We start from the raw sequence: 15,293 nt of genomic DNA, 5'->3' as shown, positions 1-15,293 counted from the left end.
CGCATCCGGCTACTGCTGCTTGATCAGGCGATCGAGGTCGGGCTCCGACTCGATGACACCGAACTCAACGCCCAGGGCTGCAAGCTGCTCAAGCGCATCAACATCGAGCTCTGCCGTGAACTTGGGAAGGGTGATTCCGGCGGCTGCGGCTTCGGGAATCTCCATGTTGGTGACGATCGCGGCCCGAACGGCCTCCTGGTTGGCATCCGCCCAGTCCAAAGCCTCGGCCATGGCCGCGGAGTATGCCTCCACGAGCTCGGGGTCAGAATCCATGAGCTTCTGCGTGGCGATGTTCACGAGCAAGGGCAGGCCGGGAATCGTGACCTGGTAGGGGTGAACGACGAGCGCGCCACCCTCCGCAACGATCTTGGACATGAACGGGTCGGGCACCCAGGCTGCGTCGATGTTGCCCGCGTCGAGCTGCGCCTGGGCCTCGGGGAAGCCGACTTCGACGAACTCGATGGTCGCGGGGTCTCCACCATCATCCTGGACGGCCTTCATGATGGTCAGGTCACCGGCGGCGCCGAGGCTGTTGACCGAGACAGTCTTGCCCTCAAGGTCGGAGGGGCGGGTGATGCCGGAGTCGGCAAGGGCGACAACGGCGTTGACGTCTTTGCCCTCGGGCAGCGAGCTTGCATAGTTGCTGACCACGACAACCCCGAGGTCCTGCAGGTCGGCGCGGAACGGGCCGAACGGCTGCCCAACCGCGAACTGGATGTCGCCGCTGAGCAGGGCGGGAATGGCCTGAGCGCCACCCTGGGCGGGAACGACCTCGACGTCCAGGCCGTGATCCTCAAAGATCCCCTCGTCGATCGCGGCCCACAGAGCGCCGGTCTCGGCGATCGGCAGGGACGCGACGCGAATCTTGGTGAGTTCGCCAGAGCCGCTGGGCTCGGTGGCGGTGTCGGCACCCGTGTCGGTGCATCCGCTTAGGGCAAGGACGGTGACGGCCGCGAATGCGACCGCGGCAAGACTCTTCTTCATTGAATGCCTCTCGTGACTGTTGGACGGATGTCAACGAGGCAGTGCAGCGGATGGTGCGCTGCGGCGGGTAAGCCTGTCTGCACTGCTGTGTGTCGACTCAGCAATAGTCAGTCACGCCGGAGTTAATGTCAAGGTTTTTGTGACGCTCGTCATGATTCAGGTGAATATGACCGCATCTGACCCGTTATTCGGCGGCCACCCGGCGCGCGCGACGCTTGCCCAGGGCGAGCAACACGGCCCCGCCGACGATCCAGGCCACGAGAGTAAGAGCAGCTACCAGGCCACCCGAACCACCGAAGTAGGCCGCCGAGCGCACGAGCGTTCCCGTGGCACCAGGGGGCAGAATCTGACCGATGATTCCAAGACCGGCGGGGAGCCAGGCCGCTGTTGTCGAGATTCCCGCGAGCGGGTTACCCAGGAACATCATGGCCATAGCCCCGATTGTGAAGCCCTTGCCCCCGAAGGCTTCTTGGAGCCCCGCGAGCGGCAACCCCAGTGCGGCGATTCCTAATGCCATCGAGCCAGCCACGGCCCAGAACCCCGCGGTGATGCTGCCAAATGAGAACATCAGCACGGCGGCCACGGCGATGCCCCCGATCGCGGCAAAGCTCGCGATGCCCGCTACTGTCCAGCCGAGGCTGCGGGGAAACACCTTGCGAAACGCCACAGCAGGCACGATTCCGCCGAAGACGAGGGGGAAGGCGAGCCCTCCGATGCCAATACCGGTCGGGTCTTCGGCCGGAAGTGGCACAACATCGGTGACGGGCACATCGCCGCCGATAGCCTTCGCCGTGCCCGCGATGGTCGAAGAGATCACCGCGGAACCTGCGCTGGCGGTATAGGCACTGACGCCTGCTTCTGTCACCGCGAAGCCGCCGACAACCTCGCGGTCGCGGATCGCCTCGGTCAACTCAGCCTCGGAGTCGAGGGTCTGGACCTCGTACGCACCAGGGGCAGCATTCTCGAGCGCCTGCTCGAAGGTTTCGACCGCGGCCGAATCACCCGTGACGCCAACGGGAAGGTCGTGCGGGCCGCTCTTGAGCGACGGCATGATGAAGAGCATCAGCATGGCGAACAGGATGACGCCGAGTCCGGCGATCATTCCCACAAGCTTCGCCAGCGGCGGCAGGGCCTTCGCCTTGCGCGGCTGAGCAGCGTTCGCGTTGGCGTTCGCGGGATCGGTTTCAGATGCGGTGGCGTTCTCTGCTGCGCCGGTTAATGCCATGCGTTCATGCCCGTTCGATGGAGGTGGATTGTAAGCGGATGATTTTCCTCCACTTATTATTGCCCACGACCCTGCGCTTACGCTGGGAGGACATCACGGCGGAGAAGGGCAGGCCACATGCGCGCTGACGCAGCACTACGACGCCAAGCAATCGTGAGAGAGGCCAGACGGCTGTTCGCAGAGCACGGGGCCATGATCGCGCTCGAAACGATTGCCGAAGCGAGCGGCGTGGGCATCGCCACCCTCTACCGCAACTTCGATTCGCGCGCCGCCCTGGCCGACGAAGTGGCGCTGGCAATCCTCTCCGACATGCGTGAGGCATCTTCCGAAGCCCTCATCACGGTCGGATCCCAAGCGGAATCCGCCTGGCGCGACTACATCGACCGTTTGGTTGAACTCGATCTGGGGGCCCTCACGGCGGCACTCTCGGGATTTGTAGCGGCAGGGATGTCAGCCTCCGTGCGGGACGCTCAGGCCCAAACCCTGTCGGGCGTCGAGGAGGTTCTTGCCGCAGCACAATCGGCAGGACTCGTGCGCACCAATTTCGGCGCACTCGAACTCATCGTGGGCATCGGCATGATCACCCGCCCGCAGCTCCCGGCAATCCACGAGGCAGCCCCGTCGCTCACCTCGCAGCTCGTCGACATTTTCGTGACCGGGATGCGGCCAACGGCCGACCCTTCCTGAGCTGGGCTGAGCCGACCCGCGTCGCCGCGACCGCTGGCCCGATCCCCCATGCGCCTACAGAAAGTGCGCCGACGCTCCTAGCGTTGCGAAGCGAGACGCAGAGGAGTCACCATGACCAGATCAGGCGCCACACCGTGAAGCTCAACTTTCTGCGACCCCCACGCACCATCGGCGAGTGGTGCGGTGACCTGCTCCGGGTTGCCGGGCTCGTCTGCGTTGTCATCGGAATAACCAGCTGGAGCCTCGCCGATGGCGGAATTCTCGCCCTCGCCCTGCCCGGACTCGTTCTCCCTAGACTTCTTGGCGTCAAGGCGTGGTTCGACGTGGTCTTCGGCATCACCGTGTTGATATCGGTCTGGAGCAATGTGCTCGACCTCTACACGACGGTTCCGGGGTGGGATCTCGTCGTGCACTTTGTGCTCACGGGCCTCACTGCGGTTCTGCTCTACCTCCTGTTTGCCCGCTACGACATCGTCGGGGAGCCCGACCGCAGCGGAATCGCCACGGTCGTGCTCACCACGACGATGGGGCTCGCCCTCTCCGCGATGTGGGAGGTGTTCGAATGGTTCGGCTGGGCGTTCATCAGCGAAACGATTTATGTCGCCTACCAAGACACCATTGGCGATATGGTCGCTGGCGGCGTCGGCTCATTCGTCGCCGCGCTACTGCTCGCTTCCGTGCCCCTTCTGCGTGCGGATGCCGTGCCGAGCGAGAACCGGCGGCCAACGGTGGTCTAGTCGCCGACGCCGGCTTCGGTGTCGAGCTCGTCGGCTATGAAACACGAGGCCGGATGAAGGCGGACTCAAGCGTGCGAGCCGCAACGGCGCCGGTAGTCAGAAGGACCCCCAGCGGCATGGCGACCGCCTCGAGTGGCGCCCCAACGAGCCAGAGAATGTCGCGGGCGATGCCGCCCGCGACATCCACAGCCCCCAATAAGTCGAACTCCCATTGCACTAGCGATTCCTGCAGGATCAGACCAAGAACGACAAGGACTACACCGATCCAGAACACCCTCACCAGAGTCCGCGGTGCGGGTGCAGGTGCGGCGGACGAAACGGCGCCTTTGTCCACGGCGCCGTTTGTTGGCGCGCCGTCGGGCAAGCCACTGCGTTCGAGTGCCCGAATCACAAGCAAGAAGGCGATCAGCGCAAGCCCAATCTGGAAAGCGACGTGGCCCAGCACGGCCTGCGTCCAGTGCAGCGCCGGGTTATTCAGCCCGGCGTCCCCCCAAAGAGCGAACGCCAGCGGTACGAGGTAGAGGCGGGCGACCAAGCCGACGACCGTGAGGACTATCCCTGTCCACAGGAGTTGCTTCCAGGTGAGGGTGGGAGGCATTGCGGCTCCTTCGCTTGGTCGAGCTGGGTATTTCGTGCGGCCACAGACTCCCTGCCGGGTTCGAAATCCAACGAACCGCCGGGGACGTCGCCACCAGTAGCTCCGTGCGCGGGTTCCCCGCACCGTCACGCTAGCGGTCCGTCGAGTATTTGTCACCATGGCGCTGCTTCTCGGCTTGCGACTTGTGGGCACATGGCCACTTCAGACAACGAAAAACCCCCTGCTCCCCCGTGTTGACGGGGATGCAGGGGGTTGAATTCTGGCGGAGACGGAGAGATTTGAACTCTCGGTTCCCATAAAGGGAACTCCACCTTAGCAGGGTGGTGCACTAGGCCGGACTATGCGACGTCTCCAGTAACTCGTCAATCATAGCGGCAAATTCGAGGGCGTCTAATTCGACCGCGTTGACTGCACCCGGCATCCGGCATCCCGCACCCGGCATCCCCGCGAGGTGGCCCGAATGCGTGTTCCGGATGCTCACCAAGGCGAAAGTGGGACCCCTCGGCGGGATCTTGAGCCCGCAGCGAGCCCGCGGCGAGCGCGCAGCGAGCGGCTCGGACCAGCGCCCGGCCCGGCCAGCCCGCGCGCAGCGAGCTAGTTGTTCGCCTTGGCGCAGGTGTTCTGCGCCGCAGACTGGCCCAGCAGCCCCTTGATGACCTCGGGCTCAGCGGGCGCGGCCGGGTCCGGCGTTGCCGCATCCGTCGCACCGTCGGCGGGAGGCGTGGCCGGAGCGGCCGGAGCCGTTTCCGTGGGCGCGGGCGTCTCGGTGGGAGCCGGGTCGTTCGAGGTCGAACCGCGGCCAGTGCTCTCGACAGAGAACGGCTCGTCTGCCTTGATCTTCTCCATCAGAGCCTTTGCGGTGCGCTCGATCGGCGCGACCTTGCCCGCATAGACTCCGCCGACCCCCGTGGTGCTCGGGTACTGCACGAACTGGATGCGAGACAGGTCCATGTTCTTGAACACCTGTGCCATCGACACCAGCGTTGGCACGTTCTTCATGCTGTTGGAGAGGGTCATCGACTTCGTCGCGGCGGTGGCGATGCGGTACAGGGTGGCCGGGTCGTCGAGCACGCCCTCCGACGTGACTTTGCGCATGAGGGCCGACATGAACACCTGCTGGGAGCTGATGCGTCCGAGATCGCTGCCATCGCCGACGCCATAGCGGGTGCGCAGGAACCCGAGGGCCTGAACACCCTCGATCGTGTGCTCGCCAGCGCTCGGCAGGTTGAGCCCGTTGGCCATGGGGTCGTAAATCGGGCCGGTGGTGCACACCGTGACGCCGCCGACCGCCGTTGACATGTTGACGACACCGTTGAAGGTGATCATCGTGGCGAACGGGATGTCGAGGCCTGTGAGCTTCTCGAGAGTGAGGGCGACACAGGCAAGACCGCCGTGCGAGAGCGCAACGTTGAGCGGCTGTGCCGACATTGCCGAGTTGTTGCCCTTGCCGTCTTCGCGCGGGCATGCCGGGATGGGAACGACGAGGTCACGGGGAAAGCTCACGGCCGTGGCGTTGGTGTGGTCAGACGAGACATGAACCAGGATGTTCACATCGTTGAGAGTCGCCTGCCGGTCGCGGCATCCACCCTCCTGCTCGCACTGGTCGCTACCCACGATGAGCACGTTGAAGCCGCCCTCATAGGCGCCGAGTGCGGGCGGAGGGCCATCCTCTTCTCCGATGAGAGCGACCGATTCGATGCTGCCCTCAAGCTGCGTGACGGTGATTCCGGCGACGGCGACGCCGCTGACGAGAAGCACGGCGAGCGATGCGCCGACGAGCGAGAGAAACCCCATCAGGGCGCTTGAGCGGCGAAGCCGGCCATGGCGCGCAATGGGTGCAGTGCGGGGCTCTCTGGCTGTGCTCACTGGTGGCGTTCCTCCGCTAGGTCATGCGTCGAAACGCGGACTGTCTGACAAGGCTTGGCGGAGGGCGTGGGATTCGAACCCACGAGACATTTCTGCCCACCAGTTTTCAAGACTGGCTCCATCGGCCGCTCGGACAGCCCTCCAGGGGAATCCCCGGCCACGATTCTAACGGATGCGCGCACGCAACCCGCTCCGCCCACCTCAGTTCAGCGTGGCGAGCGCGGCAGCGAGGCCGTCCTCGTGGTCCGTGGCCGTGACCTCGTTGGCCGCAGCCTTGACCTCATCCGGCGCCTGCCCCATAGCGACGCCGCGGCCCACAACACTGGCCCATTCGAGCATTTCTATGTCGTTGCGCCCGTCGCCGACCGCCATGACACGCGATTGCGGGGCGTCGAGCCACTCGCGGACGCGCTCCATGCCGGTTGCCTTGTTCACGCCGTCGGGCGCGATGTCGAGCCACGCGGTCCAGCCGATGTTGTAGCTGACCTTGTGCAAACCGATCTGCTCGACAATGCCCAGGAACTCCTCCTGGTCATGCTCAAGCGAGAGCACCACCAGGCGCGTCGCCTCGACACCGAGAAGCTCGTCGAACTCCACTCGTTCGCTCGAGATGCCCAGGGATGCCGTGGGGAACTCGCCGACGTAACGGTAGTGACCGTGCTCGTCTTCGAGGGCGAAGCTGGCCCCGGCGAGCCGCTCGTGGAGTGCCGTGAGCACAACACTGGGGTCAAACGTTTCGACGTGGGCACGGGTGTAGCCGAGCGGAGCTTCCGGGTCGCGGCGCATCGTGACCGCGCCGTTGGAGCACACCAAGTATTCGGGTTGAATGCCGAGCTTCTCAGCGACAGGCAGGGTCATGGAGACGGCACGCCCCGTGGCGAGCATCACCTCGTGGCCGAGGTCGCGCGCCCGCGCCACCTCCCGGCTCACCGCCTCGGTGATAACGCCGTCCTGAAGCATGATCGTGCCGTCGATATCGAGGGCGACGAGCCATGGTTCAGGATGCGCCGCGCCGAAACGAGGGGCCGTTACGTCGGTCACCGTTGCACCGGCTCCAATACTTCGAGGCCGCCCATGTAGGGCCGCAGCGCTTCGGGCACGCGCACTGAACCATCCGCCTGCTGATGCGTTTCGAGGATGGCAACCAACCAGCGCGTCGTCGCGAGGGTTCCGTTGAGGGTGGCGACGGGCGTGGTCTTGCCCGACTCCGTGCGGGTGCGGATATCGAGCCTGCGCGCCTGGTAGGTCGTGCAGTTCGAGGTGCTCGTGAGCTCGCGGTAGGTTCCCTGCGTCGGCACCCAGGCCTCGATGTCGAACTTGCGGGCGGCGCTGGAGCCCAGGTCGCCTGCCGCTACGTCGATAACGCGGTAGCTGAGCTCGCACGCCTGAAGCATCGCCTCCTGAAAGGCGACGAGGCGGTCGTGCTCCGCCTCGGCATTCTCCGCCAGCACATAGCTGAACATTTCAAGCTTGTTGAACTGGTGAACGCGCAGGATGCCGCGGTTGTCCTTGCCAGCGGAACCAGCTTCGCGGCGGTAGCAGGTCGACCACCCGGCGTAGCGCAATGGGCCGTCCGCGAGGTCGATGATCTCGTCGGAGTGGTACCCGGCGAGCGCTACCTCGCTCGTGCCCGTGAGGTAGAGATCGTCGGCGGGCAGGTAGTAGATCTCGTCGGCGTGCTCGCCCAGGAACCCGGTGCCCGCCATGATCTCCGGCCGCACAAGCGTGGGGGTGATGAGGGGAACGAAGCCTTCGGAGATGGCCTTGTCGAGGGCCATGTTCATGAGCGCGAGTTCGAGGCGCGCACCGTTGCCGCGCAAAAAGTAGAAGCGGCTGCCCGAGACCTTCACGCCGCGGGGGATGTCGATGGCGCCCAGAATCTCGCCGAGCTCGGCGTGGTCGCGCGGCTCGAAGTCGAATGTGGCCTTCTCGCCGACCTCGCGAAGGGTCACAAAGTTCTCTTCGCCACCGGCGGGCACCCCCTCGATGATGGGGTTCTGGATGGCGCCAACGGTCTTCGTGAAGTCGGCCTCAGCATCCGCCGCTGCCTGGGTCAGCTCTTTGACCCGAGCGGCAAGCTGCTGCGCCTCGGCGAGCAGCGCCTGCTTCTCGTCGCCCTTGGCCTGGGCGACCTGCTTGCCGAGCGCCTTCTGGCTGGCGCGCAGAGTCTCCGACTCAGCAATCGCGGAGCGGCGCCGAACATCGGCCTCGAGGGCCGCATCGACAAGCTCGACGGACGCGCCACGAGCGCGCTGGGAGGTTTTGACGGCGTCGGGGTTTTCACGAAGCAGCTGCGGGTCGATCACTCCTCCAGTCTATTCGGCCTCGCATGCCCTACCGTGGCTCATGTGACCGTCTCCGAGAAACGTGCCGCTGTCGTCTACAACCCGATCAAAGTGGACGAAGATGCCCTCCGATCCCTCATCGCCGATGCCCAGCAGGCAGAGGGCTGGGGTGAAACCCTGTGGTTCGCCACAACAGAAGATGAGCCCGGCACCAGCCAGGCCATTGAGGCGATCGCGCAGGGAGCCACCGTTGTGCTCGCCGCTGGTGGTGACGGCACCGTGCGCTGTGTGGCGCAGGGCCTTCACAACACCGACGTGCCGCTGTGTCTGCTGCCCTCTGGCACGGGCAACCTGCTCGCGCGCAACCTCGAACTATCCCTCGACCTCGCCCAGTCGGTGACTACCGCCTTCACGGGAGAGGACCGCACTATCGACGTGGGCATCGTCGAAGCCGAACGGGCCGACGGCACGCGCGAATCCTTCACCTTTCTCGTGATGGCCGGCGTCGGCCTCGACGCCCAGATGCTGCAGAACACCAACCCCGAACTCAAAAAGCGGGTCGGATGGCTCGCCTACGTCGATGCGATTGCCCGCTCCCTTAAAGGCAACGGCCGCATCCGCTTGCGGTTTAGCGTGGACGGGTCGACCCCTCGGGCCATGACGGCTCACACCGTGCTCATCGGCAACTGCGGCACCCTGCCGGGAAACCTATTGCTGCTGCCCGATGCGCTCGTCGACGATGGCGTTCTCGATGTCGTAGCGCTTCGCCCACAGGGCCTCATCGGCTGGGTGCAGATCTGGGTCAAGGTCGTGTGGGAGAACGGTGTTTTGCGGCGCAGCCAGGTGGGGCGCAAGATGCTCTCGTACACCAAAGAGGTGCGCACGCTTCGTTATATGCGGGGCAAGAAGTTCGTGGCGCGACTCAGCCGCCCGGAGGAGTTCGAGCTCGACGGTGACCCATTCGGCACGGCGGTCGCCCTTAAGGCGCGGGTCGACCCGCTTTCGATGAAGATCCGCGTGCCCGCTTAGCGACGGGTCGCCTCTCGCTGCCAGGCGAAGGCAAGGTAGATCAGCACGGCGACTATGCCAATGACTCCGCCATTGAGCATGGGCGGCGCCAGGCTCCACGCGAGCTGCTGCATCACGATGTCCTGCTGTTCCACCATACCCGTGGTCTGCATTTCGGCGGCGCGCACGAGAATGGTCACCGCAGAAACGAACAGAAGGATGCTCGCGCCGGCCAGCACATAAACGAACGGATTGCGCAGCGACGTGCGCGTGACGGGTTCATCGCCGAGGGCTGACGCGGTCACAACGGGCGCGGCCGGTTCTGCTGCTGGCGGGGCCGGTTTCGGTTGAGACTGGGCAGGCTGGGCTGACTGTGCTGGCTGCGCCTGAACTGGCTGGGCAGGCTGGGCCTGGGCGGGCCGGTGAGCGGCGGCGCTGGCGACCCCGAGGCCCCACCGTTGGTCAGCGGCGTGACTCGGGCTGTCGGCATATCCGCGCTGAAACAGCGGATCGAACCGGGGGTCGATCGGAGGCGTCGTCTGCTCGGGCATGGCGCCATTGTGACGGCTTAGCCCCCGCGTGTCGACCTTATGCTGCGGGTTCTCCCGCAATGAGCCCGCGAAGCCAGTCACGCGCATCGGTGAACGCCGCATCTTCGTAGCGTGGCGTCACGGTCGGGCGCGCACGATCGGCCCGCGGATATGACCCGAGAAAAATCACATTGGGGCTGAACCGCTTGAGTCCCAGCAGCGCATCTGCGACCCGCTCATCCAGGATGTGACCTTCAAGGTCGATCACGAATCGGTAGCGGCCGAGCTCGTCACCGATGGGCCGCGACTCGATCAGGCTCATATTCACACCCCGGGTGGCGAACTGCTCGAGCATTTCGAGGAGCCGGCCGGCCTTGTTGTCGGGCAGCTCGGCGATGATGCTCGTTTTGTCAGACCCCGTGCGCTCGGGAACGGGGGCCGTGCGGCTCACGAGCACGAAGCGGGTCACCGCGTTGGGGTTGTCGCCGATACCCTCCGCGAGCACATCGAGGTCGTAGTGGGCAGTAATTCCTGGCGGGGCGATTGCAGCGTTCGCTTGAGCATTGTCGAAGAGGGATGCCGCAGCGGCAACATTTGAGGTGGCAGGGATGTGCCCGTGGCTGGCCAGGTTGGCTCCGAGCCAGCGGGAGCACTGCGCGTAGGCGACAGGATGTGCATTGATGACCCGGACATCCGCCAGCGTCGTTCCCGGGCGGGCGACGAGCACAAAGTTCACCGAGACGAGGTATTCGCCAACGATGCGGAGCCCCGTCATCGTTGCGAGAGCATCCTGAGTGGCGCTGACACCGCCATCCACGGAGTTTTCGATGGCGATCATGGCGGCAACACTGCGCCCTTCGAGCACATCTCCGAGGGCTTCGCCGACGTTGTTCACGGCTCGCCAGGTCTTGCCTTGAGCCTCTGGCACCTGGGCGAGGGCCGCCTCGGTGAAGGTTCCCGCAGGTCCCAGATAGCTGTAAGTCTGCTCGCGCGGGGAATCTGGCATGGCACAAAGTCTATTTGTGGGAGAGTCTTTAGTTGTGAACCACCGAGCTGGAACCCCCGCCATGCCCGATGACCTCGTCGAGGTGTCGGAGTTAATCCATGCGTATTACGCCCTGACCCCCGATGTTTCGATCCCCTCCCAGAGGGTTGCCTTTGGCACTTCTGGCCACCGAGGGTCGTCTCTCGACACCGCCTTCAACCAGCAGCACATCGCCGCGATAACGCAGGCGATCGTCGATTACCGAGCAAAAGAGGGCATCACCGGCCCCCTATTCATTGGCCGCGACACCCACGCGCTCTCGCGCCCTGCCGAGACCACGGCCCTCGAAGTGCTGGTCGCCAACAAGGTCGATGTCCGGGTCGACACCTTCGCCGATTACGTGCCAACACCTGCGCTCTCGCACGCGATCCTCACCTACAACCGCACGGGGCCTGCCAACCGCAATGGTGGAGGTCGCACCAAGCCGAGCGGGCCGGGTCTCGCCGACGGCATCGTCATTACCCCCAGCCACAACCCTCCCCGCGACGGCGGATTCAAGTACAACCCGCCGCACGGCGGCCCGGCCGACAGCCACGTGACGTCGTGGATCGCCGACCGCGCCAACGAAATCCTGGCTGGCGGCAACGCCGAGGTGCTCATGGCAGAGCCGACGGCGATCGCCACCTACGACTTCCGCACGAACTATGTGGATGACCTCGGCAGCATCATCGATTTCGATGCGATCCGCGAGGCAGGCGTGCGCATCGGCGCCGACCCGCTCGGCGGCGCCAGCGTTAACTACTGGGATGCGATCCGGGATCGCTATGGCATCGACCTCACGGTCGTGAACCCCATCGTCGACCCGACCTGGTCGTTCATGACGCTCGACTGGGACGGCAAGATTCGCATGGACCCTTCGTCGCCTTCGGCGATGGCCTCGGTTCTGACTCGCAAGGATGATTTCGACATTCTTACGGGCAATGATGCCGACGCCGACCGGCACGGCATCGTCACGCCCGATGGCGGCCTGATGAATCCCAACCACTTTCTCGCCGTGGCCATCCGGTACCTGTTTACGCACCGGCCGGAGTGGAAAGAGGATGCCGCGATCGGCAAGACTCTCGTGTCGAGCGCCATGATCGACCGGGTGGCCGAATCGCTCGGACGGGAACTGCTCGAAGTGCCCGTTGGCTTTAAGTGGTTTGTGCCCGGCCTGCTCGACGGCAGCGTCGCGTTTGGCGGCGAGGAGAGCGCAGGCGCCTCCTTCTTGCGCAAGGACGGCACCGCCTGGAGCACCGACAAGGACGGCATCGTCATGTGCCTGCTGGCGAGTGAGATTCTTGCCGTCACGGGCAAGACCCCCTCGCAGCTGTATGCGGAGCTCGTTGACGAGTTCGGCGACCCCGCCTATGAGCGGGTGGATGCTGCCGCGACTCCGGCGCAGAAGGCCACGCTGGCACAGCTCGACGGTGATGCAATCACGGTTGATGAGCTCGCGGGCGACCCGATCATTGCCAAGCTCAGCGAGGCGCCCGGCAACGGTGCGAGCATCGGCGGGGTGAAGGTTGTTACGGAGCGGGCCTGGTTCGCCGCTCGCCCGAGCGGCACAGAAGACGTCTACAAGATCTATGCGGAATCCTTTGCTGGCCCCGACCACTTGGCCGAGGTGCAGAAGGAGGCCAAAGCGATTGTCGACGCGACGCTCGCCGCTGCCGGCGCTGGCGATTCCGATGACACGGAGCTTGACGACGACACGGAGCTTGACGACGCCGAGCTTTCCGACGCCGAACTTTCCGACGCCGATGAGGTCGATGACATCGCTGAGGTCGACGCTGACGAAGAAGTGGACCCTGACGAAGAGGTAGATACCCCCGGTCAGACCCCCGGCGCGTAGTCGGGGGCCGGCGGTAGCCGAAAGAACTCTTCGAGCGTCGTGATGCCCTTGTTGCGCATCTCTGTGGCGAGTTCGACGCCGATGTAGCGGTAGTGCCACGGCTCGTAGATGTAGCCGGTGACGGGGGTCTTATCGGCCGGGTATCTCAAGTGATACCCGAAGCGCCAGGCGTTTTCTGCGAGCCATATGCCCTGGGGTGTCTGCCCGAAGCAGGCCTCAACCGAACACACTTGGGGCGACGACATGATGTCGGCCGACAACCCGGTCTGGTGCTCGCTGTACCCGGGAATCGCGCTCTGGGCGCGAGCCTTGTCTTTTCCCAGCCGAGCGACCGTGGAGTTGTGCAGCGACACCTGGGTCTCATACGAGCGGTAGGCGTTCTGAAGCATGAGGGATCCCGCGCCCTCGGCCTGCGCCGCGGCGAACATCTGCTCCATCGCGGCGGCGGCCTCTGCGCGCAGCACGGCGTTGGCCGTGTATGGCACCTTGGCCGTGACGAGGTCGGCAGGCGCAAAGCTGAGGGGCGAGAGGGGTCGAGTCTTATTGGCGACGACCCAGATGCTGGCGGGGTCGTCGATCGATCGGGCCGCCTTGTCGAACTCGGGTTGCTCGGGGGTGGGCTTCGGGGCGGGCTTCACGCTCTCCGCCGGGACCTCCGAAAGGGAGGCGGATGCTGGCGGCGTAGACGCGGGAGCGGCGGCATCGGGTGCGCGAGGTGCCGTGACAATGGCAACTCCGGAGGCCACGAGTCCGAGGGCGACGAGCGCGCCGATGCCGACCACAATTCGTCGCCTGAGATAGACGTCGTTTTTGCGCCGGTCGGGAACCATGGGCTCCACCCTATTGGCTCAACTGGCGGCGGCGCCGACGGGCGCGGCCCGATCGCTCGCGATGGGCGATTTGTCCCCCGGCGCGGCTCCCCGTGGGAGCGCTCCCAAATTGTTATGGTGCTCTGACCTGCGATTTTTCTCCGGCTAGAGGATTGAGTATTGACACGCTTTCGCGGTCTGCCTAGGGTGAAGGCGATTCGTGAGAGCGCTCCCACGACTACCCACCTGGCGCCCCGCGGACACCCACACCCACCACGCACACAAAGGAGTGACCGTGAAGCTTTCACGAGGCACCACCGCTGTTGCCGCCGTCGCTGGCGCAGCAGCTTTTGCCCTTGTCGCGGCGGGATGCTCGGCATCCCCCGGCGGCGAGAACGAAGACATCGAACTGAGCATCACCACGTTCGGAACCTTCGGCTACGACGACCTCTACAAGGAGTACGAGAAGGCCAACCCCGGCATCAAGATCAAGGCGACCAACATCGACACGGGTGGAAACGCCCGCACCGACGCGTTCACCAAGATCGCCGCAGGCAGCGGACTCAGCGACATCGTTGCGATCGAAGAAGGCTGGCTCGGCTCCGTCATGGAGGTCTCCGACCAGTTTGTTGACCTCAACGACTTTGGCGCGGCAGACATTGCCGACCGCTGGGTCGACTGGAAGCTCGACCAGGGCACCGACGCCGACGGCCGCGTCATCGGCTACGGCACCGACATCGGCCCGACGGGCGTCTGCTACAACGGAACGCTTCTCGAGGCAGCGGGCATGCCCTCAGACCGCGAGGGCGTTGCGACGCTGCTCGGCGGCGACGACGCGACCTGGGCCAAGTTCTACGAGGTCGGCAACCAGTACAAGGCGGCAACGGGCAAGGCCTGGTACGACCAGTCCGGCTTCGTGTGGAACGCAATCGTCAACCAGATGCCCGAGGGCTACTACACCGAAGACGGTGAGCTCAACATCGAAGACAACGCCGAGATGAAGGCCGCGTTCCTCGAGCTGGCCGATGCAGCAGCTGGCGGACTCTCCGCCAACCAGTCCCAGTGGGACTGGGGCGGAGGCAAGGCATTCGTTGACGGCACGTTCGCAACGTTCGTCTGCCCCGGCTGGATGCTTGGCGTTGTCAAGGAGCAGGTCGAGAAGGGCGGCGGAGACGCCACCTCCGGCTGGGACTTCGCCGACGTATTCCCCGGCGGCGCTGGCAACTGGGGTGGAGCATTCCTCTCGGTTGCGACCTCGTCGAAGCACCAGGAAGAGGCTGCAGCCCTCGCCGCATGGCTGACCGCTCCCGAGCAGCAGCTCAAGCAGTTCGAGGCCGCTGGCGCCTTCCCGTCCACGACAGAGGCGCAGGAAGAACTTGCGACGGGCGGAACGCCCAACGAGTTCTTCAACGACGCCCCCGTCGGCACAATCCTCGCCTCGCGCGCTGAGGGCGTAAAGGCTCAGTTCAAGGGCCCGAAGGACTCGCTCATTCAGGAGAACGTCTTCGGACCTGCCATCAAGTCGCTTGACTCTGGCAACTCGAACGGCGAGCAGGCGTGGCAAGAGGCCTTGACATTGCTCGAGGAGCTCGTGAAGTAACAGCACCACCAACACCCCCACAGTGTGGCCTCCGGTAACCCGGAGCCGGAGGCCACACGCCCCTCTCCTTCGCACCGATCGGTGC

General features: G+C 65.0%; 14 protein-coding genes and 2 tRNA genes. 5 read left to right on the top strand and 11 right to left on the bottom strand.

Annotation, left to right across the window (positions count from 1 at the left end; translation table 11 throughout):
- Positions 1-9: 9 nt before the first annotated feature.
- Positions 10-984, bottom strand: a complete 975-nt coding sequence (locus tag C2138_RS00480) for an ABC transporter substrate-binding protein (RefSeq protein WP_108514651.1) — start codon at positions 982-984, stop codon at positions 10-12.
- Between the two features lie 184 nt (positions 985-1,168).
- The gene (locus C2138_RS00475; RefSeq protein ID WP_199286549.1) at positions 1,169-2,209 is read right to left on the bottom strand and encodes a hypothetical protein; all 1,041 of its coding nucleotides are present in this window, start codon (positions 2,207-2,209) and stop codon (positions 1,169-1,171) included.
- Positions 2,210-2,326: 117 nt separating this feature from the next.
- Between C2138_RS00475 and C2138_RS00470 the strand changes: the two genes are divergently transcribed.
- Positions 2,327-2,896 carry a TetR/AcrR family transcriptional regulator gene (locus C2138_RS00470; RefSeq protein WP_108514649.1) on the top strand — a complete coding sequence of 190 codons (570 nt, stop codon included), beginning with the start codon at positions 2,327-2,329 and terminating at the stop codon, positions 2,894-2,896.
- A gap of 134 nt (positions 2,897-3,030) precedes the next feature.
- The gene (locus C2138_RS00465; RefSeq protein ID WP_108514647.1) at positions 3,031-3,633 is read left to right on the top strand and encodes a DUF2238 domain-containing protein; all 603 of its coding nucleotides are present in this window, start codon (positions 3,031-3,033) and stop codon (positions 3,631-3,633) included.
- Positions 3,634-3,667: 34 nt separating this feature from the next.
- Here the strand turns inward: C2138_RS00465 and C2138_RS00460 are convergent, their stop codons facing one another.
- From C2138_RS00460 to serS, 6 genes are all read right to left on the bottom strand, one after another.
- Positions 3,668-4,231, bottom strand: a complete 564-nt coding sequence (locus tag C2138_RS00460; RefSeq protein ID WP_108514645.1) for a hypothetical protein — start codon at positions 4,229-4,231, stop codon at positions 3,668-3,670.
- A 260-nt stretch (positions 4,232-4,491) separates the two neighbouring features.
- A tRNA-Ser gene (locus tag C2138_RS00455) sits at positions 4,492-4,584 on the bottom strand.
- 241 nt (positions 4,585-4,825) lie between these two features.
- Positions 4,826-6,097, bottom strand: coding sequence for an LCP family protein (locus tag C2138_RS00450; RefSeq protein WP_241961134.1), 1,272 nt, complete (start codon positions 6,095-6,097; stop codon positions 4,826-4,828).
- 55 nt (positions 6,098-6,152) lie between these two features.
- Positions 6,153-6,240: transfer RNA gene (locus tag C2138_RS00445), tRNA-Ser, on the bottom strand.
- Positions 6,241-6,298: 58 nt separating this feature from the next.
- Positions 6,299-7,138, bottom strand: a complete 840-nt coding sequence (locus C2138_RS00440; RefSeq protein ID WP_233245523.1) for an HAD family hydrolase — start codon at positions 7,136-7,138, stop codon at positions 6,299-6,301.
- Positions 7,135-8,403, bottom strand: coding sequence for a serine--tRNA ligase (serS, locus tag C2138_RS00435; protein ID WP_108514643.1), 1,269 nt, complete (start codon positions 8,401-8,403; stop codon positions 7,135-7,137). The genes C2138_RS00440 and serS overlap by 4 nt, the downstream gene beginning before the upstream one ends.
- A 42-nt stretch (positions 8,404-8,445) precedes the next feature.
- On the opposite strand from serS, the gene C2138_RS00430 reads away from it, so the two are divergent.
- The gene (locus tag C2138_RS00430; RefSeq protein WP_108518635.1) at positions 8,446-9,411 is read left to right on the top strand and encodes a diacylglycerol/lipid kinase family protein; all 966 of its coding nucleotides are present in this window, start codon (positions 8,446-8,448) and stop codon (positions 9,409-9,411) included.
- Here C2138_RS00430 and C2138_RS00425 read toward each other — a convergent pair.
- The gene (locus C2138_RS00425) at positions 9,408-9,941 is read right to left on the bottom strand and encodes a hypothetical protein (protein WP_108514641.1); all 534 of its coding nucleotides are present in this window, start codon (positions 9,939-9,941) and stop codon (positions 9,408-9,410) included. The genes C2138_RS00430 and C2138_RS00425 overlap by 4 nt on opposite strands.
- A gap of 37 nt (positions 9,942-9,978) precedes the next feature.
- Positions 9,979-10,926 (bottom strand): prephenate dehydratase, encoded by a 948-nt coding sequence (gene pheA, locus C2138_RS00420; protein ID WP_108514639.1) that lies wholly within the window; start codon positions 10,924-10,926, stop codon positions 9,979-9,981.
- Positions 10,927-10,960: 34 nt separating this feature from the next.
- Between pheA and pgm the strand changes: the two genes are divergently transcribed.
- Positions 10,961-12,799, top strand: coding sequence for a phosphoglucomutase (alpha-D-glucose-1,6-bisphosphate-dependent) (gene pgm / locus C2138_RS00415; RefSeq protein WP_108514637.1), 1,839 nt, complete (start codon positions 10,961-10,963; stop codon positions 12,797-12,799).
- Here the strand turns inward: pgm and C2138_RS00410 are convergent.
- Positions 12,781-13,629 carry a M15 family metallopeptidase gene (locus tag C2138_RS00410; RefSeq protein WP_108514635.1) on the bottom strand — a complete coding sequence of 283 codons (849 nt, stop codon included), beginning with the start codon at positions 13,627-13,629 and terminating at the stop codon, positions 12,781-12,783. The genes pgm and C2138_RS00410 overlap by 19 nt on opposite strands.
- Before the next feature lie 274 nt (positions 13,630-13,903).
- Here C2138_RS00410 and C2138_RS00405 point away from each other — a divergent pair, with 274 nt between their 5' ends.
- Entirely contained in the window at positions 13,904-15,208 is a 1,305-nt protein-coding gene (locus C2138_RS00405) for an ABC transporter substrate-binding protein (RefSeq protein ID WP_108514633.1), read from the top strand.
- Positions 15,209-15,293 lie beyond the last annotated feature (85 nt).

The sequence above is a fragment of the Salinibacterium hongtaonis genome (assembly GCF_003065485.1).
Classification (GTDB): domain Bacteria; phylum Actinomycetota; class Actinomycetes; order Actinomycetales; family Microbacteriaceae; genus Homoserinimonas; species Homoserinimonas hongtaonis.
Note: the sequence above shows the minus strand (reverse complement) of the source record. Positions and strands in the feature narration are given on the sequence as shown.

Bases quoted from the DNA above. Each gene is read 5' to 3' on its own strand.
- C2138_RS00480 (WP_108514651.1), bottom strand. From the start codon at position 984: ATGAAGAAGAGTCTTGCCGCGGTCGCATTCGCGGCCGTCACCGTCCTT.
- C2138_RS00475 (WP_199286549.1), bottom strand. From the start codon at position 2,209: ATGGCATTAACCGGCGCAGCAGAGAACGCCACCGCATCTGAAACCGAT.
- C2138_RS00470 (WP_108514649.1), top strand. From the start codon at position 2,327: ATGCGCGCTGACGCAGCACTACGACGCCAAGCAATCGTGAGAGAGGCC.
- C2138_RS00460 (WP_108514645.1), bottom strand. From the start codon at position 4,231: ATGCCTCCCACCCTCACCTGGAAGCAACTCCTGTGGACAGGGATAGTC.
- C2138_RS00425 (WP_108514641.1), bottom strand. From the start codon at position 9,941: ATGCCCGAGCAGACGACGCCTCCGATCGACCCCCGGTTCGATCCGCTG.
- pheA (WP_108514639.1), bottom strand. From the start codon at position 10,926: ATGCCAGATTCCCCGCGCGAGCAGACTTACAGCTATCTGGGACCTGCG.
- C2138_RS00410 (WP_108514635.1), bottom strand. From the start codon at position 13,629: ATGGTTCCCGACCGGCGCAAAAACGACGTCTATCTCAGGCGACGAATT.